General features: G+C 60.5%; 20 protein-coding genes. 8 read left to right on the top strand and 12 right to left on the bottom strand.

What is annotated here, in order from left to right; all coding sequences use genetic code 11:
* Positions 1–3: 3 nt before the first annotated feature.
* Positions 4–492: an Lrp/AsnC family transcriptional regulator gene (locus NBG89_RS08460; RefSeq protein WP_007533095.1), complete on the top strand. Its 489-nt coding sequence runs from the start codon at positions 4–6 to the stop codon at positions 490–492.
* A gap of 20 nt (positions 493–512) precedes the next feature.
* On the opposite strand, the gene NBG89_RS08455 is transcribed toward NBG89_RS08460, so the two are convergent.
* Both NBG89_RS08455 and NBG89_RS08450 read right to left on the bottom strand, forming a co-directional pair.
* Positions 513–1,511, bottom strand: coding sequence for an ABC transporter permease (locus NBG89_RS08455; protein ID WP_088694335.1), 999 nt, complete (start codon positions 1,509–1,511; stop codon positions 513–515).
* Between the two features lie 36 nt (positions 1,512–1,547).
* Entirely contained in the window at positions 1,548–2,372 is an 825-nt protein-coding gene (locus NBG89_RS08450) for an ATP-binding cassette domain-containing protein (protein WP_431322440.1), read from the bottom strand.
* A gap of 131 nt (positions 2,373–2,503) precedes the next feature.
* Here NBG89_RS08450 and NBG89_RS08445 point away from each other — a divergent pair, with 131 nt between their 5' ends.
* Both NBG89_RS08445 and NBG89_RS08440 read left to right on the top strand, forming a co-directional pair.
* Positions 2,504–3,484, top strand: a complete 981-nt coding sequence (locus NBG89_RS08445) for an NAD-dependent epimerase/dehydratase family protein (RefSeq protein WP_431322439.1) — start codon at positions 2,504–2,506, stop codon at positions 3,482–3,484.
* A gap of 47 nt (positions 3,485–3,531) precedes the next feature.
* Positions 3,532–4,521: a sugar-binding protein gene (locus NBG89_RS08440; RefSeq protein WP_007533089.1), complete on the top strand. Its 990-nt coding sequence runs from the start codon at positions 3,532–3,534 to the stop codon at positions 4,519–4,521.
* A 65-nt stretch (positions 4,522–4,586) separates the two neighbouring features.
* On the opposite strand, the gene NBG89_RS08435 is transcribed toward NBG89_RS08440, so the two are convergent.
* A complete protein-coding gene (locus tag NBG89_RS08435) occupies positions 4,587–5,288 on the bottom strand; it encodes a DNA alkylation repair protein (RefSeq protein ID WP_431322438.1) in 702 nt (233 codons plus the stop codon).
* A complete protein-coding gene (locus NBG89_RS08430; protein ID WP_431322437.1) occupies positions 5,285–6,154 on the bottom strand; it encodes an NAD(P)-dependent oxidoreductase in 870 nt (289 codons plus the stop codon). The genes NBG89_RS08435 and NBG89_RS08430 overlap by 4 nt, the downstream gene beginning before the upstream one ends.
* Before the next feature lie 250 nt (positions 6,155–6,404).
* On the opposite strand from NBG89_RS08430, the gene NBG89_RS08425 reads away from it, so the two are divergent.
* From NBG89_RS08425 to NBG89_RS08410, 4 genes are all read left to right on the top strand, one after another.
* The gene (locus tag NBG89_RS08425) at positions 6,405–7,370 is read left to right on the top strand and encodes an aliphatic sulfonate ABC transporter substrate-binding protein (protein ID WP_431322436.1); all 966 of its coding nucleotides are present in this window, start codon (positions 6,405–6,407) and stop codon (positions 7,368–7,370) included.
* Positions 7,371–7,400: 30 nt separating this feature from the next.
* Positions 7,401–8,576 carry an FMNH2-dependent alkanesulfonate monooxygenase gene (gene ssuD, locus NBG89_RS08420; protein WP_431322435.1) on the top strand — a complete coding sequence of 392 codons (1,176 nt, stop codon included), beginning with the start codon at positions 7,401–7,403 and terminating at the stop codon, positions 8,574–8,576.
* A gap of 109 nt (positions 8,577–8,685) precedes the next feature.
* Positions 8,686–9,522, top strand: coding sequence for an ABC transporter permease subunit (locus tag NBG89_RS08415; RefSeq protein WP_431322434.1), 837 nt, complete (start codon positions 8,686–8,688; stop codon positions 9,520–9,522).
* Between the two features lie 10 nt (positions 9,523–9,532).
* On the top strand, positions 9,533–10,357 hold the full coding sequence (locus tag NBG89_RS08410) for an ATP-binding cassette domain-containing protein (RefSeq protein WP_431322433.1): 825 nt from the start codon (positions 9,533–9,535) through the stop codon (positions 10,355–10,357).
* A 31-nt stretch (positions 10,358–10,388) separates the two neighbouring features.
* Here NBG89_RS08410 and NBG89_RS08405 read toward each other — a convergent pair whose 3' ends face one another.
* The 4 genes from NBG89_RS08405 to NBG89_RS08390 all read right to left on the bottom strand — a co-directional run bounded on the left by NBG89_RS08405 (position 10,389) and on the right by NBG89_RS08390 (position 14,560).
* Positions 10,389–11,141: an ABC transporter ATP-binding protein gene (locus tag NBG89_RS08405; RefSeq protein ID WP_431322432.1), complete on the bottom strand. Its 753-nt coding sequence runs from the start codon at positions 11,139–11,141 to the stop codon at positions 10,389–10,391.
* A complete protein-coding gene (locus NBG89_RS08400; RefSeq protein WP_431322431.1) occupies positions 11,135–12,202 on the bottom strand; it encodes a FecCD family ABC transporter permease in 1,068 nt (355 codons plus the stop codon). Before NBG89_RS08400 ends, NBG89_RS08405 begins: the two co-directional genes overlap by 7 nt.
* On the bottom strand, positions 12,202–13,338 hold the full coding sequence (locus NBG89_RS08395; RefSeq protein ID WP_431322430.1) for an ABC transporter substrate-binding protein: 1,137 nt from the start codon (positions 13,336–13,338) through the stop codon (positions 12,202–12,204). Before NBG89_RS08395 ends, NBG89_RS08400 begins: the two co-directional genes overlap by 1 nt.
* Positions 13,339–13,429: 91 nt before the next feature.
* Positions 13,430–14,560, bottom strand: a complete 1,131-nt coding sequence (locus NBG89_RS08390; protein ID WP_431322429.1) for an ABC transporter substrate-binding protein — start codon at positions 14,558–14,560, stop codon at positions 13,430–13,432.
* Positions 14,561–14,671: 111 nt separating this feature from the next.
* Between NBG89_RS08390 and NBG89_RS08385 the strand changes: the two genes are divergently transcribed.
* Positions 14,672–15,487: a class I SAM-dependent methyltransferase gene (locus NBG89_RS08385; protein WP_431322636.1), complete on the top strand. Its 816-nt coding sequence runs from the start codon at positions 14,672–14,674 to the stop codon at positions 15,485–15,487.
* Positions 15,488–15,513: 26 nt separating this feature from the next.
* Here the strand turns inward: NBG89_RS08385 and NBG89_RS08380 are convergent, their stop codons facing one another.
* The 4 genes from NBG89_RS08380 to NBG89_RS08365 form a co-directional block, all read right to left on the bottom strand.
* Positions 15,514–15,693 carry a hypothetical protein gene (locus tag NBG89_RS08380; RefSeq protein WP_431322428.1) on the bottom strand — a complete coding sequence of 60 codons (180 nt, stop codon included), beginning with the start codon at positions 15,691–15,693 and terminating at the stop codon, positions 15,514–15,516.
* Between the two features lie 63 nt (positions 15,694–15,756).
* Positions 15,757–16,233, bottom strand: coding sequence for an SRPBCC family protein (locus NBG89_RS08375; RefSeq protein ID WP_431322427.1), 477 nt, complete (start codon positions 16,231–16,233; stop codon positions 15,757–15,759).
* Positions 16,234–16,241: 8 nt separating this feature from the next.
* Positions 16,242–16,574, bottom strand: coding sequence for an ArsR/SmtB family transcription factor (locus NBG89_RS08370; protein ID WP_431322426.1), 333 nt, complete (start codon positions 16,572–16,574; stop codon positions 16,242–16,244).
* Complete coding sequence (locus NBG89_RS08365; RefSeq protein ID WP_431322425.1) at positions 16,571–17,251, bottom strand: glutathione S-transferase family protein; 681 nt, start codon at positions 17,249–17,251, stop codon at positions 16,571–16,573. Before NBG89_RS08365 ends, NBG89_RS08370 begins: the two co-directional genes overlap by 4 nt.
* Positions 17,252–17,262: the final 11 nt, after the last annotated feature.

Here is a 17,262-nt window from a genome sequence, read left to right as displayed (position 1 = left end):
CAGATGGACCGTCTTGACCGCAAAATCCTGCGTCTCTTGCAGGAAGATTCGACTTTGGCTGTTGCCGACCTTGCCAAGAAGGTCGGGCTTTCCACGACACCATGCTGGCGGCGCATCCAGAAGATGGAAGAGGACGGTGTGATCAAGCGCCGCGTTGCGATCCTCGATCCGGAAAAGGTCAACACCAAGGTCACGGTCTTTGTGTCGATCCGGACGGCAACGCACTCGATCGAGTGGCTGCGGCGCTTTTCCGAAGTCGTTGCCGATTTTCCCGAGGTGGTCGAGTTCTATCGCATGAGCGGCGATGTGGACTATCTGTTGCGTGTGGTTGTGCCTGACATTGCCGCCTACGACGCCTTCTATAAGCGGATGATCGCCAAGATCGAGATCCGCGATGTGTCGTCCGCCTTTGCCATGGAGCAGATCAAGTATTCGACGCAACTGCCGCTCGATTACATGATCCTCGACAACGCGAAGTCGAACGAGGACTGACAAGCGACGGCGGCGCAGCGTTATTCGCTCTGCCGCAGGTTTCTCAGCCGGTCGAACAGAACCGCAAGAACGATCGCGCCGCCGATGAAGGTCCCTTGCCAGAAGGCATTGATGCCCAATAGGCCAAGGCTGTTGCGGATAACCTCGATCAAGGCGGCGCCGACAAGGGCGCCGAAGGCGGTGCCGACACCGCCGGCGAGATTGGCGCCGCCGATCACGGCTGCGGCGATGACCTGCAATTCCATCCCGGCGCCGATGTTCGTCGTGACGGCTCCGAGCCAACCTGTCTGGATGATGCCGGCAACACCGGCCGACAGAGCCGAGATCATGTAGACCGCGACCTTGATCTTCCTGACCGGCACGCCGGTCAGGGTCGCGGCGTGCTCGTTTCCACCGATGGCGAAGACGTAGCGACCGAAGCGTGTCCAGCGCAGTACGAAGCCGGTCAGCAATGCCAGAACAGCCATGTAAAGCACGGGATTGGCGATGCCGAAGAGCCATGCACCGCCGCCGAGCGCCAGCAGCTTGTCGTGATCGGGGCCGAACTGGAAGACGACGGTGTTGTTCGAGGCCACCATCGCTAGGCTTCGGGCGATCGACAACATGCCAAGGGTGACGACGAAGGGCGGGAATCCGAGGTAGGCGATCAGAATGCCGTTGAAGGCGCCGACCACCAGCGCTGTGCCGATCGAGGCTGCAATGCCCGTTCCGATGCCATAGCCGGCATGCATGGTGATCGCAAGGATCATGCTGCAGAGGCAAAGCACGGAGCCGACCGACAGGTCGATTCCGCCGGTGATGATGACCAGCGTCATTCCAAGCGCAATAATCGCGACGAAGGTGACGTTGCGGGTGATGTTGTAAAGGTTGGTGGGCGTGGCGAAGGAGCTCGTGGCGAAGGACAGGAAGATGCAGGCGAGGACGACGGCAACGAGCACCCAAAAGGTCTGACTGGCGAAAATGGACGAGAACCAGTTGCGCTGCTTCTGCGCTATCGTCTGATCGAGGGTTATTGCCATGGTCGACCTTCGCTTGCGTTAACTACCGTGTGCTAATCACACCTGTTCGATTGCGCCCGTTATCAGCCCCGTGACTTCCTCCGGCGAACTCGCCGCTATCGGCTTGTCTGCGACCTTACGCCCGCGCCGCATGACGATCACGCGGTCGGCAACCGAGAAGACGTCAGGCATGCGGTGGCTGATCAGAATGACTGCGATGCCGCGATCGCGCAGTTGACGGATGTGAGCAAGAACCTCCGCAACCTGGCGTACGGAGATGGCGGCGGTCGGCTCGTCCATGAGCACGAGCTTCGCCTCCGCCAGCATGGTACGAGCGATTGCCACGGCCTGGCGTTGGCCACCCGACATCTGTTTTACCAGATCTCGTGGTCGTGTCTCCGATTTCAGCTCCTTGAAGATTTCGCCGGCGCGCTTGTACATCGATTTGTAGTCGAGGATGCGAAGGGGGCCGAAACCACTGCGGATCTCGCGGCCGAGGAATACATTGGCGGCGGCCGTCAGATTGTTGCAAAGCGCGAGGTCCTGGTGGACGATCTCGATGCCCCGTTGTCGGGCTTCGACCGGCCGATGCAGAACGAGGTCTTGGTCGTCGAGCCGCATCGTTCCGTGGCTTGGACGGAAATTGCCGGCGATCATTTTCACAAGCGTCGATTTACCGGCGCCGTTGTCGCCCATCAACCCGACGACCTCTCCCGCTTCCAGAGAAAACGATACGTCGTTGACCGCCTGTATGGCGCCGAAATGTTTTGAGATGTTGGTGAGCTCGAGAACTGCCACCAGCTGTCTAGCCTCCCAAAGCAGCGACCGCGTTTCAGGCCGCAATTTCACCCGCCAGTTCCTCCCTGCGAGCGCTCTCAGCATTTATCCAGAACCGCGCGAAACCGTCAATCGGATGCTGCTAATTTACGGCGTTCGTTACAATTACTCGTTTTATAGTACAATTCGATTGACGCGCGGAGGTGTCTGTATATTAGCTGTTCGTGGAGGAGAGCATGCTGATCCTTGTCACCGGTGCAACGGGCAAGGTCGGGCAGCACTTCATCGCTGGGCTGCTCGACGATCCGCGATTTTCGAAGGCGCGCATTCGCGCGCTTTGTCATAACCGCTTGTGCCCAGAAACCGAACGCGTCGAGGCGGTACGCGGCTCGATCAGCGATCGCGAGGCGGTTACGAGCGCGCTTGCTGATGTCACGCATGTCGTGCATCTCGCGACGTGCAAGGAGACGCCCGATGACGTGATGGATGTCACCGTCAAGGGGCTATTCTGGCTTCTCGAGGGCTTCAGGACCAGCGCCACTGCGCGCCAGTTCATTCTCATCGGCGGCGATGCCGCGATAGGGCATTTCTTCTATCGCCACGAGGCGCCGATTACCGAAGCGACGCCGCATCAGGCCTATCCCGGCTGCTATGCCCTATCGAAGGTGCTGGAAGAGGTGATGCTGGAGCAATTCCAGATCCAGTATGGCATCAATGGCTGCTGCCTGCGTGCGCCTTGGATCATGGAGAAGGATGACTTCAAGTTCACGCTGTCGTTCGGAGACGATGTTTTCGGGGGGCCGGATTGGAAGACGCTCGTTCCGGAGAGCGACGCCGTGCGCTATGCGCGGGAGCAGACGGTTCCGTTGTTGCGTGACGCCGATGGCCACCCCTTGAAGCGCAATTTCGTTCACGTCGACGATCTCGTCTCCGCAATACTTGCAGCGCTCGACAATCCGCGCGCGCGCGGCCAGCTGTTCAACATTTGCATGGATCGACCTGTCGACTACGGTGAGGTTGCCCTCCACCTTGCGCGCACGCGCGGCCTCGGTTCCGTCGACATGCCGAGCCAGTTCCACTCGAACTGGATGGACAACAGCAAGGCGAAATACCTGCTCGGGTGGCGGCCCGTTTACGATCTGGAAATGCTAATCGACTCGGCCTGGGGGTATGTGCGTTCGGAGGAGGATTCTCGCATCGTCTGGTATCCGGGTTGATCATGTGGCGGGCGATGGCGTCCGCCATTTTTCAATGGGAGGAAGCTATGAAGAAGGCATTATTGCTTACAGTCGCGGTGCTGGCGCTGACGGCCGGACAGGCCCTGGCAGCCAAGAAGCAGTTGGTCATCGTTGTGAAGGGCCTCGACAACCCGTTCTTCGAGGCGATCAACCAAGGTTGCCAGAAGTGGAACAAGGAAAACGCCAAGTCCGAGTACGAGTGCTTCTACACGGGCCCAGCATCGACATCGGATGAGGCCGGCGAGGCGCAGATCGTTCAGGACGTATTGGGCAAGGCCGAAACGGCGGCAATCGCCATATCTCCGTCGAACGCCAAACTGATCGCGCAGACGCTGAAGACGGCAAATCCCAAGGTTCCTGTGATGACCCTCGACGCCGACCTTGCGGCAGAGGATTCAGCTCTGCGCAAGACCTATCTCGGCACCGATAACTATCTGATGGGCGCGCGCATCGGCGAATATATCAAGAAAGCGAAGCCAAAGGGTGGCAAGATCTGCACGATCGAAGGCAACCCCGGCGCCGACAACATTCTCCGGCGTGCTCAGGGTATGCGCGATACCTTGACCGGGAAGAAAGGCCTGACGGCATTGAAGGGTGAGGGTGGATGGACGGAGGTTGCCGGCTGCCCGGTCTTCACGAACGACGACGGCGCCAAGGGCGTTCAGGCCATGACCGACATTCTTCAGGCCAATCCGGACCTCGATGCCTTCGGCATCATGGGTGGCTGGCCGCTGTTTGGCGCACCGCAACCCTATCGCGACCTATTCAAGCCGATGGCTAAGAAGATTTCGAAGAACGAGTTCGTGATCGGTGCAGCCGACACGATCGGCGATGAAGTCGCGATCGCCAAGGAAGGTCTCGTGACCGCTCTTGTCGGTCAGCGGCCGTTCGAAATGGGCTACAAGGCGCCAACGGTCATGATGGACCTGATCGCCGGAAAGAAGGTTCCGGATCCCGTCTTCACCGGTCTCGACGAATGCACCAAAGATACCGTCAAGACGTGCATTCAGAAGTAGTTGACAAGCGAGACAGCGGGCGAAGCATCGTCCGCCCGCTGTCTTTCCGATGGCGGATACCGCGGTCACCGTAGAGCCGCCCTCCGATCCAGTCTGGCGAGCACCTTGTCGCTCGTCAATTCCCGGACGGCATCCTTGCCGATCCAACGTGCCGTCTGATCATCCGATGCCGCCAGTTTCTTCGCGAGCTCCAGTGCTGCGGTATGGCAGTAGAGACTTCGTTTTCCGATGTTTCTCAGCGCCCAGTTCACAGCCTTGCGCACGAAATTGCGCGGATCGTCGGCATGGGTCGCGATCAGCGGAAGCGAGGCCAGCAATGTCTCATCCGGCTCCTTCTTCAGGTGGACGGCCGCGCCCGCAATCATTGCAAAGGCTGTGCGCCGGACGAATTCCCGCTCGTCGGATGCGAATTCGGGAATGAGCGTTTCGATGCGTGCTTCGACATAGAGGTCTGCTGCGCAATCGACGATTTCCCATGAGTCGAAGTCGTCGGCCCAGGCTCGCGCGGTTTCGAGCGTAAGCTTATTGGGCTCTGCCGTATAGAGAGCGAGTAAGCGGCCTTCGCGGATGCCGCTCTGCCAAAGCTCAAGGGCGCGGGCATGGTTCAGCTTCACTATCCGGGCGATTTTCTGGAGATCCGGATTGGAGATGCCGAGCGCGGTTTCGGTGACGATACCAAAACGGGCCATGCCGGATATGTTTTCCTCCGAGCGCAGCGTTTGCAGATGCGCGATCAGTTCCGCGGCACTGGAGGAGGGGCCGATCATTTCTCCAGTCGAGCCAGCAGTGAGGACGTATCCCAGCGGTTGCCTCCCATGGCCTGGACGTCGCCATAGAATTGATCGACCAAGGCTGTCACCGGCAGTTTCGCACCGTTGCGGCGCGCCTCGCTGAGCACGATTCCGAGATCCTTGCGCATCCAATCGATGGCGAAGCCGAAATCGTATCTCCCCTCGTTCATGGTCTTATGCCTGTTCTCCATCTGCCACGAGCCGGCAGCACCTTTGGAGATAACTTCGACGACCTTCTCGATGTCCAGGCCGGCGCGCTTTCCGAAATGAATGCCTTCCGCAAGTCCCTGGACGAGGCCGGCGATGCAGATCTGGTTGATCATCTTGGTCAGTTGGCCGGCGCCCGCCGGTCCCATGAGGCCGACCATGCGGGCGTAGGCATCGATGACAGGCTTTGCCTTGTCGAACGTGGTCTCCTCGCCGCCGCACATGACCGTCAGCACGCCGTTCTCGGCGCCCGCCTGTCCGCCCGATACTGGGGCATCGATGAAGCCGCAGCCCTTGTCTTTCGCTGCGGTATCAAGCTCGCGGGCAACTTCGGCGCTCGCGGTCGTGTTGTCGATCAGGATCGCACCGGGCTTCATCGTTTCAAAAACGCCGTTCTTGCCCGTTGTCACGGAGCGGAGATCGTCGTCATTGCCGACGCAGGTGAAGACGAAATCCGCATCCTTGGCTGCTTCCGCAGGCGTTGGGGCCGATTTACCACCAAACTTTTCTGCCCAGGCAGCCGCCTTTGATGCGGTCCGGTTGTAGACCGTGACGTCATGGCCGCCTTTCACCTTGAGATGGCCCGCCATGGGAAACCCCATCACGCCAAGACCGATGAATGCGACTTTTGCCATGTGCCTATCCTTTTCTGAATGCAGGGCATGAGGATTAGCCGAAAGCACTGCGCGCGAAAAGGCATCGGAGCGCCGGCAACCTCGAGACAGAAAAATTTTCCTCGAAAGCGGCGAATGCTGGTTCGGATAATCCCGGGAGCGTCGAAAGATGATAATTATAAATGTCGATCGATTTAATAGGTTTTATCAAGATTGGAGTATCGAAACGCTGGAGCGCCGAGACCGGCTGCCTCCCAACGAGGGAACGATCATGATCTCACGACGTCAAACATTGGGACTTTTCGGCGCTGCGGCTGCCACGGCATTGTTGCCTGGCATCAAGGGTGCGCGCGCGGCAACGACCGAATTTCGGATCGGCTGGCAGAAGAACGGGGTCCTGGCCCTCGCCAAGCGCCGCGGCGCGCTGGAAAAGCGGCTAGCGGACAGAGGCATTAGCGTCAGCTGGTCGGAATTCACCTCCGGCCCGCCTCTGCTGGAAGCGCTCGGCGCTGGTGCGCTCGACTTCGGTGCAACGGGCGACGTGCCTCCGCTTTTTGCCCAGGCGGCCGGCGGTCACCTCTACTATGTGGGGCTCTATCGAGGCAGCCCGGCAGGCTCGGCAATCCTTGTCAGAAAGGACTCGCCCATCCAGACGCTGGAAGATCTGAAGGGCAAGAAGATTGCCTTCAAGCGCGGTTCGAGCGCGCATAACGTTACAGTCAAGGTCCTGCGTAAGGCAGGCCTGGCACCGGAAGACATTGAGGGCGTGGATCTCAGCCCGGCGGATGCGGCGGCAGCCTTCAAGAATGGTAGCATCGACGCCTGGTCGATTTGGGACCCCTATCTCGCAATTGCTGAAGCCGATCCGGAAACGCGGGTTCTGACGACGGCTGAAGGCATTGTCGACTCCTACAGCTTCTTCCTTGCGAATGCCGAGTTCACCGACGCAAACGGGCAGGTCATCACCGATGTGCTTGATGAGCTTAAGCAGGTCGGGAGCTCTGCTCAGAGCAATCTCGATCAGACAATCAAGGAGCTCTCCGAGATCACCGGCGTGCCGCCGGAGGTAACACGCGTGACCCTGACGCGCGCGGGAGCCGATCTCGGCAGCGTATCTGGCATCACGGATGCGGCCGCGGCCTACCAGCAGGGGCTGGCCGATGAGTTCTACAAGCTCGGCATCGTGCCGAAGCAGCTGAACACCGGCGACATCATCTGGCGCGCCAAGGCAAGCTGATTTCCATTCCGACTAGAAGGCATCACATCCATGACCAGCAAACACGCCCCTATCAATTTCCTCTGGTTCATCCCGACCTCCGGGGATGGCGCCTATCTCGGTTCGAACGAGCAGACGCGCGCGCCCGAGATCGGCTATCTGACGCAGATCGCCCAGGCAGCTGATCGTCTCGGCTACTCCGGCGTGCTGCTGCCGACGGGCGTTGCCTGCGAAGAGTCCTTCGTGACGGCAGCAGCACTTGCCGCCAATACCGAGAGGCTGCAGTTCCTGGTGGCTATCCGTCCCGGCACGGCATCGCCGGCATATTACGCGCGCCTGACGACGACGCTGGACCGTATTTCGAATGGGCGCCTGCTGCTCAACATCGTCGTCGGCGGCAGTCCGGCGGAGCTTGCCGGCGACGGCATTCATCTCGCGCATGACGAACGCTATGCCCATGCCGACGAGTTCTTCACGGTTTTCGAAGAGCTGCTGGAGAAGGGTGTCGCGAGCTATGATGGCAAGTACATCAAGGCGACGAACGCGAAGCTTGGTTTTCCTTCCGTCCAGAACCCGCGACCGCCGCTGTACTTCGGTGGTTCGTCGGATGCCGGCATCGACTTCTCGGTCGGCCGTGTCGACAAATACCTGACCTGGGGCGAGCCACCGGCTCAAGTTGCCGAAAAGGTTCAAAAGGTGCGCGCTGCTGCTGCGAAAAAGGGGCGCGAAGTGAGCTTCGGCATTCGCCTGCATTTCATCGTCCGCGAAACCGATGAGGAAGCATGGGCAGCGGCAGATCGCCTGATCTCGAAACTCGACGATGAGACGATCCGCGAGGCGCAGGAGCGTTTCGTGAATGAATCCGATTCCGTCGGCCAGAAGCGCATGGCGGCATTGCACGGCGGCCGGCGCGACAAGCTGGAAGTGTCGCCGAACCTGTGGGCCGGCGTCGGCCTAGTACGCGCCGGGGCAGGGACGGCACTGGTCGGCTCGCCGAAGACAGTCGCCGCGCGGCTCCGCGAATATCAGGACGTCGGCATCGATACCGTCATCGGATCCGGCTATCCGCATCTTGAGGAGGCCTATCGCGTCGCCGAGCTATTGTTCCCGGAACTCGGGATCACGCGCGAGGAGCAGCGACACGGCTTCCAGACTGATTTTGGAAAGCATCAGGTCTTCGGCGGCGGCAGCCATGGCGGAAACCTGAAAGTCGTCTCCGGCTCCTGATCTGCCAATTGGCGCCGTCCGCTGTCGGGCGGCGCTTCTTCATCGACCGCACCAGCCCACCAAACCCCTCGGAGGCCGGGTGATGCAAGCAGAAGCGAGGAAAACCTTCATGTCGACTTTCGATACGCCGATTGGGCGGACGCTGACCGAGCGCGTTGAACGCAACGGAAGGCTCCATGTCTCGCTTGCAGGGCGGGACAAGCTATTGCCCTTCCTCGTGCCGGTGGCAATTATTGCCGCCTGGCAGTTGGCCTCGTCAGCCGGCTGGATCTCCTCCCGCATCATGCCATCGCCCGCCGATGTAGGCGTTGCGTTCTGGTCGACGACCGTCACAGGACAGTTGCCGCACGATATCCTGGTCAGCGCCGGTCGCGCCTTTGCCGGTCTGCTGGTAGGTGGCTCGATCGGCTTCCTCCTTGGGATCGCCAACGGCGTCTCGAAAATCTTAGAAGAACTGACGGATACGACGCTGCAGATGCTGCGTACGATCCCGCATCTTGCAATGATCCCGCTGGTTATCCTCTGGTTCGGGATCGGCGAAGAATCGAAGTTGTTCCTGACCTCGCTCGGCGTGCTCTTTCCCATTTATCTCAACACCTATCATGGTGTTCGCAACGTCGATCGTGACCTGATCGAAATGGGCCGCGTCTATGGGATGGGACGCTGGACATTGTTCCGAAAGGTGATCTTCCCCGGCGCGCTGCCGTCTATCTTCGTCGGGCTGCGATACGCGCTCGGCATCATGTGGCTGACCTTGATTGTGTCGGAATCGATCGCCGCTTCATCCGGCATCGGTCACATGGCGAACAATGCGCGCGAGTTCATGATGACCGACGTCGTGGTGCTGGCGCTGGTCATCTACGCCATCCTCGGCAAGCTTGCCGATGTCGTCGCCCGGGCACTCGAACGCCGGGCCCTCAAATGGAACCCGGTTTACCAGAAGTAGGAGAGGCGTCATGACCATCATTGCGCATGAGCGTTTTCAAGGAGCCTCGGACGAGTTCGAATACGAGACCGATCGCGCGACGCCAGCCGGCACCGGCGCTGCGGCAATCACGCTGAGGGGACTTGAGAAGAGCTTCGGCGGCAATCGCGTGCTCCGCGGCATCAATCTCCACATTCCGGCCGGGCAGTTCGTTGCCGTCATCGGCAAGAGCGGCTGCGGCAAGAGTACGCTGCTGCGCATTCTGATGGGGCTCGACGAGCCGACGAGCGGTGAACTGCATTTCGAGAACGCCGATGGCGCTGATGCGGAAGCGAATGCCAGGATCGTGTTTCAGGAGCCTCGTCTGCTTCCCTGGTTGAGCGTCGCCGAAAACGTGGCGGTCGGGCTTGGCGGTGGGGTCGATAAGCGCATCGCTCTCAGGGAGGCCGAGGCGGTGCTCGGCGAGGTGCAGCTTGCCGAAAAGGCGGCCGAATGGCCTGCTCGTCTCTCTGGCGGGCAGCGGCAGCGTGTCGCGCTGGCGCGGGCACTTGTCAGCAAGCCTGGCGTGTTGGCACTCGACGAACCGCTGGGCGCGCTCGACGCATTGACGCGGATCAGCATGCAGGAACTGCTCAATCGTGTCTGGCGGGAGCTGGGCTTTACGGCCGTCCTGGTTACGCACGACGTCAGCGAGGCGGTGCATCTCGCCGATCGTGTGATCGTGATGGAAGAGGGGCGCGTTGCGCTTGATCTGGCGATCCCCTATCCGCATCCGCGTCGATACGGCAATCCCGCGCTCGCCGAGCTCGAAGGGCGGCTTTTGGCGGCGATCATGGGGACGGACACCGCTCATTGAATTGCCGATTGCGGTGTCCGACGGAGCGATCTCAGATCGCGCCGTCGACAATCACCATCGGTGTGCCTTGCGAGCAGTTTTCTATGCGAGCGTTGATCTTGTAGATGTCGCGCAGCATGGCGTCGGTAATGACGTCCGATGTCGGTCCGCTCGCCGCCATTGCACCATTGGCGATAACAATTGTGTTCTCGCAATAGCGCAGCGCATGATTGAGGTCGTGGAGCGCGATGAGCGCGATCATTCCGTTGCGGCGGGCGAGGTCGGCGATAAAGCTCAATACTTCGATCTGTCTGTGGAGGTCGAGCGCGGAGGTCGGCTCGTCCATCAGCAGCACCTCGGGCCTGCGTACCAACGCCTGCGCGAGAGACACAAGCTGGCGCTGGCCGCCGGAGAGTTCACCAAGGCCCCGGAAAGCCAGGTTTTCGATGCGAAGAGCCTTCAGGATTTCATCGATGCCATTGAGCTCGTCGTCGGCGACCCGCCAGCCGCCGCCTTGCTTAGCTGACAGCAGAATCGACTCGTAAACGGTCAGAACGGCATTGGCGCCGGTATCTTGTGGCATGTAGCAGATCGTACGCGATCCGCGATCGGTATCGGAAAGCTCGACCAGGCCAGGACCTTTCACCAGGGCCGCGATCCGTTTGAATAGCGTGGATTTGCCTGCCGCGTTGGGGCCGATGATGGCCGTGACGCTGCCGCCTTTCAAGTCGTCGATGCTCACGTTCGATAGAACGGTCGTGCGTCCATAGGAAGCGCCGACATCTGCGAGGGCTAGGGCTACCATGAGCGCCTCCCATTGCTGAAGATGAGGACGAAGAAGAAGGGGACGCCGACGAGCGCCGTAATGACGCCGATCGGCAGGATTGCGCCGGGGATCAGGATCTTGCTGACCACAGATGTCACCGACAGGAGAAGAGCGCCGCAGATGACGGAACCCGGCAGGAAGAAGCGCTGGTCCTCGCCAACGACCATGCGGGCGATGTGCGGTCCGACGAGCCCGACGAAGCCGATGGTGCCGACGAACGACACGGGGATGGCAGCCAGGAGGCTGACGATCATCATTGTTTGCAGACGCAGCCGGCGGACGTTGATGCCGAGGCTGGCGGCCTTGTCGTCACCGAGACGGAGAGCTGTCAGTGCCCAGGCCTGCCGCATGAAGAGCGGCACTGTGACAACAAGCACCGCGGCGGTGAAAAAGACCTTCATCCAGGTCGCCTTGGTCAGGCTGCCCATCGTCCAGAAGACGACGGCGGCCAGAGCTTGCTCGGAGGCTAGGTATTCCAGCAGTGATAGCGCGGCATTGAAGGTGAAGACGAGGGCAATGCCGAGAAGCACGATCGTTTCGACGCTCACGCCACGCATTGTCGAGGCGAAATGAATGAAAAGGGCTGCCGCCATCGCCATCAGGAAGGCATTGAGCGGCACCATGTATTCGATCGCACCCGGAAATATCGCGACGCCGCCGACCAAAGCGAGAGCCGCACCAAAGCTCGCGGCAGCGGAAATGCCGAGCGTGAAGGGGCTCGCCAGCGGGTTCGAAAGGATCGTCTGCATCTGCGCGCCCGCAACGGAAAGCGAAGCGCCGACGGTCACCGCCATCAAGGCGATCGGCATACGGATGTCCCAGATAATGACGCGAAGCTGGTTGGCGGCCGCGGCGGGATCAAAGAGTGCCGAAAGGACGTCCGACAGCGCGTAGTTGGCGGGGCCAAGCGCCATATCGGCCGAGATGCTGAAGCAGAGCGCCGCGGTTAGGCCGACGAGGATGAGGATACGGCGAAAGGCGAGGGCGCGATATTGCTCGCGCCCCGTCACTTCGGCCTGGACCTGGCTGAACGAGGCCATCAGTTGGAGCCCTTTTCGAGAGAAACGAAGTATCCCGGCTGGTAGGTCACCGGCAGGAACCGCTTGTGGAATTCTGCGAAGTTCGCTTCGGGATCGAGATCTGCGAAGAGATCCGGGCGGAACCACTTGGCGAATTGCTGGATGGGGAAGAACTCATAGGGCGCGCCGTAGAACTGATGCCAGGTGGCGTGCACGTTGCCGGTTTTGGCAGCCTTGAGCTCGGGGAACGGCGTCCGGGTCATCAGATTTGCCAGCCTCTCCCGGGCCAGCGTCAAATCCGCACCGCGACCGACGGGCACGAACTGATTTATGTCCGACTCGGCCGCCCAGTTCGATCCGGTGACGATGATGTGTTCCGGATCGGCAAGCACGAGCTGTTCCGGATTGAGATCGCCGAAGGTGGTCTTTATGACGTCGGCGCCAATGTTGTGGCCGCCAGCCTGCTCGACCATGGCGCCGAAATTGACCGGGCCGAAGGTACGGCAGCAGGTGTTCTCGCCTGATATGCCGGGCGAGCGCTCGATGAAGACGTTCGGCCGCTTCAGATCTTTCACGGCTGCCAACCTGTCGGTCACGCGCGCGATCTCGGCGCGGCGATAGGCGATGAACTCCTTCGCGCGCTCCTCCGCGCCGAAGAGCCTGCCGAGGATCGCAATTGAAGCCTCGCTGTTCCTATCGGGATCGATGCGGAAATCGAGATAGACCACCTTGATGCCAGCGGCTGCGGCCTTCTGCTCAAAACCGCTTTCCTTGGCGGACTTTTCCGCCTCGAGATTGAGCGTGATGACATCCGGTGAGAGCGAGATCGCTGTTTCGAGGCTGAAATCGCCCTGTGGCACATAACCGAAACGAGGCAGCTTTTCGATCCGCGGAAAATGCTCGGCGTAAGCCTTGTAGCTATCGGGGTCCTTCTTGATGAGATCGTCACGCCAGCCGACGATCGTGTCGAAGGTCTGTCCACCCTTGAGCGCCGCGATCACATGGATCTGACGCGCTTCGCCAACGATGACGCGCTTGGCGGGCAGGTCTATCTCAACCGTGCGACCGGTGACATCCGTGATTTCCGCGGACAGGGCGGGTGTGGCCAGGAGCGCGAGGGTAAGGACAGCAACATGCCAGAGTGTCTTGAGCCGCATGGACACCTCTCAATCTGAAACAGAAGCGCGGAGCCGCGTACGCGGCCCCGCCTTGCGATTTCGGCGAACCGTGGATGGCCCGCCGAGTGTCTTATTCGTCCTTCAGAGAGACGAAGTAGCCGGGCTTGTATTCCAGCGGCAGGAAGCGGGCGTGCAGTTCCTTGAATGTCGCTTCCGGATCGAGATCGGCGAAGAGATCAGGATGCAGCCACTTGGCGATCTCCTGGATGGCGACGAACTGGTAGGGGTTGTTGTAGAACTGGTGCCAGATGGCGTGGACGTTCTTGTCTTCGACGGCCTTGACGCCGGTGAAGGCAGGGCGCTTGGTCAGGGCTTCGAGTTTGCGGTGCGCTTCCTTGAGGTCGGCGCCATAGCCAACGCCGACCCAGGCGCCGCCCGGCACGTACTTGTCCCAGTTGCCACCGGTGATGATGATCTGGTCCGGATTGGAGGCAATGATCTGCTCCGGATTGACGGTGCCGAAGGTGCCCGGGATGATGTCCTTGGCCATGTTCTTACCGCCTGAAATCTCGACCATCTTGCCGAAATTCTCGTCGCCGAAGGACATGCAGCAATCATCGGAATAGCCGCCGGCGCGCTCGACGAAGACAACCGGCTTGGCCGGATTTTTCTTTTCCAGGACGTCGGTGACGCGCTTGATGCTGTCGGCACGGAACTTGATGAAGTCCTCGGCGACGGCCTCCTTGCCCATCAACTGGCCCATAATGCGCATGCTGGGCTCGGTATTTTCCATCGGCTTTTCGCGGAAATCCACATAGACAAGCGGAATGCCGACCTTCGCCAGTTTCTCGATGTAGCCGGCTTCCTCGGTCGCCGTCTTGGCGTCGACGTTCATGAGAATGACATCGGGCTTGAGCGTCACGGCCTGCTCGATATCGAAGGTGCCGTCCTTCATGCCACCGAAAGTCGGCAGCTTGGCGATGTCCGGATATTTCGCCAGATAGGCCGCATAGGATTCGGGATCGGCCTTGGGGAGGTCGTCGCGCCAGCCGACGACGTGCTCAAACGGCCCCTCCTTGTCGAGCGCGGCGAGAAAGTAGATTTGCCGTCCTTCGCCGAGAATCATGTGGTTGACGGGCGCGTTCACTTCGACGCTACGGCCGGTCACGTCCTTGATCGTGATCTTGTCGGCGAGCGCGGGCAGGACCGTGGAGACGAGAAAGCCCATTGCAAGCGCTGCGGTTTTGCCTGTAAGTCGCATCGAAAAGTATACCCCCGTGGAAAACTTTTCGTCGTCTATTATTTTCTGACTAAAGCAGTCAAGTTATATCTATTAGAACGATTTCAAACTGGAATGGCGATCGGCATGAGCATGGGTGAAACAGGGATTGCAGGCGGGCACAACTACGGGCTTCGCGAGGAGATCAAGGCTTATTGGTCCGCACGTGCGGCGACGTTCGATCTGTCTCCGGGGCATGAGATTTTCTCGGAACCGGAACGTGTTGCCTGGCACCGACTGATTCTGAAGCATCTAGGGCCGGGCGATGGCAGGCAGGCGCTTGACCTCGCCAGTGGCACCGGCGTGATTTCCCACCTGATGGACGATCTAGGCTTCAAGGTCACGGGGCTCGATTGGGCGGAGCCGATGCTGGAGCGGGCGCGCGCCAAGGCGAAGGCGAGGGGACGGTCGATCTCATTTCGAATGGCTGATGTCGAACACACGATCGAGCCCGATGAGACTTGCGACGTCATCATAACCCGCCATCTCGTATGGACACTCGTGGATCCCAAAGCGGCTTTTGCCGAATGGCTGCGCGTTCTGAAACCTGGTGGCACTATCCTGATCGTTGACGGGGATTTCGTCAATGTCAGCCGGGTAGAGCGCATGCTGAAGGCAGTTGCGAAGACCATGGAGAGGGCCGGCTTGCTCAAGGCCGATCCGCAGCATGCGCCCCCCGAGCTCATGAAAAATCACAGTGACATCGTTTCGCGCGTTCACTTTTCGAATGGGGCACGGGCAGAGCTGGTCGCAAGCATGCTCGGCGATGCTGGCTTCGAAGGGATGACGATCGACACGAACCTGCGCGAAATCCATAAGACGCAAGCGAAGCACTGGAACTATCTGAAGGCGCTCTCGCGCGGCATCCAGCATCGTTTTGCCATTAGCGCGCGCAAGCCGGGCGGCTGAAAGCAAGGCCCTGCAACAGCGAGCCGCTACCACAGCGCCTGAACGGCGACAACGACGAGAAAGACAGCCGTCACCACGGAAGCCATCCATAAAACGGTGCGATTGGCCTGGGCCAGGACCTGTGGTTTCGGGTCGCGCTTGGGATTGAATTTGTGCCGACGTTTCTGGGGGGCACCCGCCTGGGACGGTTTGTTTCCTGCTGCCATGGCCGTTTCGCTCGAGGTGGTGGATTGCTGGAACGGCAATCTAGCATGAAAGGCACGTGGCGCTTAGTGCGCGATGCTGCCCTCGCGCTCGACGAAGGCCTGGATGCGGTCGACCAGAATTTCGGTCCCTTGTCGGCGCGAACCGCCGTCCGTGTAGCCATCGAGGAAAACAACCTGCTCGGTGACGAGCATGGTTGTTCCCGACGGCGTCGCCTCGAAGGTGACCGTCGCGAGCGATGCTGAAATACGTGTTTCGTCGAGCTTCATGTCGTAGGCATAGATAATGCGGGCTTCTGGCACGATATCGAGATAGCGCGCCTCGTAGGCGTGCGGAACGCCGTTGCTGTCGGCGACGCGGCTCCGCTCCTGGCCGCCGACCCGGAAGTCGAGGCTATAGTCGAGGGACACCCACTCGTCGTGGCAGGCAAACCACTGGCGCTTGGCTTCGGGATTGGCCCAGGCCGCAAAAAGGCGAGAGGCCGACGCCCGGATCTTTCGCTCGATCGAGAAGGTCTCGTGCATGGCGGAATATTTCATCATCTCCGTCCTCACTCTGGTTGGTCGTCTGACAGGAACTGTTCCAGGCGGTCGAAGGCCTTGTTCCAGCTCGCCTTGTGTGTGGCAAGCCAGTGCTCCATCTGCGCCAGGGCGTCTTTCCGTAGGTGGTAGGTGCGCACACGGCCGCTCTTTTCCGAGTGGACGAGACCGCTCTTTTCCAGAACCGCAAGGTGCTTCATGACGGTGGGAAGCGCCATCGACAGAGGCTCGGCGAGCTCGGACACCGAGGCAGGCCCATGGCCGAGGCGATCAACCATGCCGCGCCGGCTGCGGTCGGACAGCGCGTGGAACATCTGATCGAGAGCGGCTGGTTCGTGCATCATTCGGCGGCTTCATCAGGCCGGAAGCGGGCGGGCAGCCGCTCGCGGTAGGGATAGAACTTGAAGTATGGCCGCGCCTCCTCAAGGACCCGCGCGAAGGAAGGGCGCGCCAGAAGCCGGTCATAGTAACTCTGCAACTTCGGTTGGTTCGCGAACGGGACCAGTGTCTCGGAGTAGAAGAGGGCGGGCGCGGCCGCGCAATCGGCCATGGTGAAGCTATCTCCGGTGATCCATGCGTGTTCGCCAAGCTGCCGCTCGATCAGCGCGTAAGCTTTGCGCAGCGCTCCCTCGGCCTGGGTCACGCGGGCCGGATCGCCGCCGCGCAGACGTTCACCAACGATCTGCTGCATCGGTTCCTGTACGTGCAGGTCGAAAAGACGATCCCACAGCCTGACCTCGAGCGCTTCGTCGAAGTCGTGAGGGATAAGCGGTGTTGCGCCCGGATAGTACCGATCGAGATACTCGATGATGATTGTCGTTTCGGGCACGGTGCGGTTCCGGACTTCATCACGAAGGACTGGCATCTTTCCGAGCGGCCAGACGCTGAGGAACGCCGCTTTCGACGCCTCGTTCCCAAGGTCGACATGAGCGTCTTCGAAGGGCGTGGCGTTCTCATAGAGCGCCACAAGGACCTTGTGGCAGAAGGATGCAAGCGGGTGACTGTGGAGGAAGAGCGACATGCGACCAGCCT

Source organism: Rhizobium sp. YTU87027 (assembly GCF_050644135.1).
GTDB lineage: Bacteria > Pseudomonadota > Alphaproteobacteria > Rhizobiales > Rhizobiaceae > Rhizobium.
This window is presented reverse-complemented; position numbering and strand designations above follow the sequence as displayed.

Coding starts and splice junctions, on each gene's coding strand:
- NBG89_RS08430 (WP_431322437.1), bottom strand. CDS start 6,154: ATGGCAAAAGTCGCATTCATCGGTCTTGGCGTGATGGGGTTTCCCATG.
- NBG89_RS08415 (WP_431322434.1), top strand. CDS start 8,686: ATGTCGACTTTCGATACGCCGATTGGGCGGACGCTGACCGAGCGCGTT.
- NBG89_RS08400 (WP_431322431.1), bottom strand. CDS start 12,202: ATGGCCTCGTTCAGCCAGGTCCAGGCCGAAGTGACGGGGCGCGAGCAA.
- ssuD (WP_431322435.1), top strand. CDS start 7,401: ATGACCAGCAAACACGCCCCTATCAATTTCCTCTGGTTCATCCCGACC.
- NBG89_RS08410 (WP_431322433.1), top strand. CDS start 9,533: ATGACCATCATTGCGCATGAGCGTTTTCAAGGAGCCTCGGACGAGTTC.
- NBG89_RS08450 (WP_431322440.1), bottom strand. CDS start 2,372: ATGCTGAGAGCGCTCGCAGGGAGGAACTGGCGGGTGAAATTGCGGCCT.
- NBG89_RS08390 (WP_431322429.1), bottom strand. CDS start 14,560: ATGCGACTTACAGGCAAAACCGCAGCGCTTGCAATGGGCTTTCTCGTC.
- NBG89_RS08460 (WP_007533095.1), top strand. CDS start 4: ATGGACCGTCTTGACCGCAAAATCCTGCGTCTCTTGCAGGAAGATTCG.
- NBG89_RS08375 (WP_431322427.1), bottom strand. CDS start 16,233: ATGATGAAATATTCCGCCATGCACGAGACCTTCTCGATCGAGCGAAAG.
- NBG89_RS08425 (WP_431322436.1), top strand. CDS start 6,405: ATGATCTCACGACGTCAAACATTGGGACTTTTCGGCGCTGCGGCTGCC.
- NBG89_RS08380 (WP_431322428.1), bottom strand. CDS start 15,693: ATGGCAGCAGGAAACAAACCGTCCCAGGCGGGTGCCCCCCAGAAACGT.
- NBG89_RS08455 (WP_088694335.1), bottom strand. CDS start 1,511: ATGGCAATAACCCTCGATCAGACGATAGCGCAGAAGCAGCGCAACTGG.
- NBG89_RS08385 (WP_431322636.1), top strand. CDS start 14,672: ATGGGTGAAACAGGGATTGCAGGCGGGCACAACTACGGGCTTCGCGAG.
- NBG89_RS08370 (WP_431322426.1), bottom strand. CDS start 16,574: ATGATGCACGAACCAGCCGCTCTCGATCAGATGTTCCACGCGCTGTCC.
- NBG89_RS08435 (WP_431322438.1), bottom strand. CDS start 5,288: ATGATCGGCCCCTCCTCCAGTGCCGCGGAACTGATCGCGCATCTGCAA.
- NBG89_RS08445 (WP_431322439.1), top strand. CDS start 2,504: ATGCTGATCCTTGTCACCGGTGCAACGGGCAAGGTCGGGCAGCACTTC.
- NBG89_RS08405 (WP_431322432.1), bottom strand. CDS start 11,141: ATGGTAGCCCTAGCCCTCGCAGATGTCGGCGCTTCCTATGGACGCACG.
- NBG89_RS08440 (WP_007533089.1), top strand. CDS start 3,532: ATGAAGAAGGCATTATTGCTTACAGTCGCGGTGCTGGCGCTGACGGCC.
- NBG89_RS08395 (WP_431322430.1), bottom strand. CDS start 13,338: ATGCGGCTCAAGACACTCTGGCATGTTGCTGTCCTTACCCTCGCGCTC.
- NBG89_RS08365 (WP_431322425.1), bottom strand. CDS start 17,251: ATGTCGCTCTTCCTCCACAGTCACCCGCTTGCATCCTTCTGCCACAAG.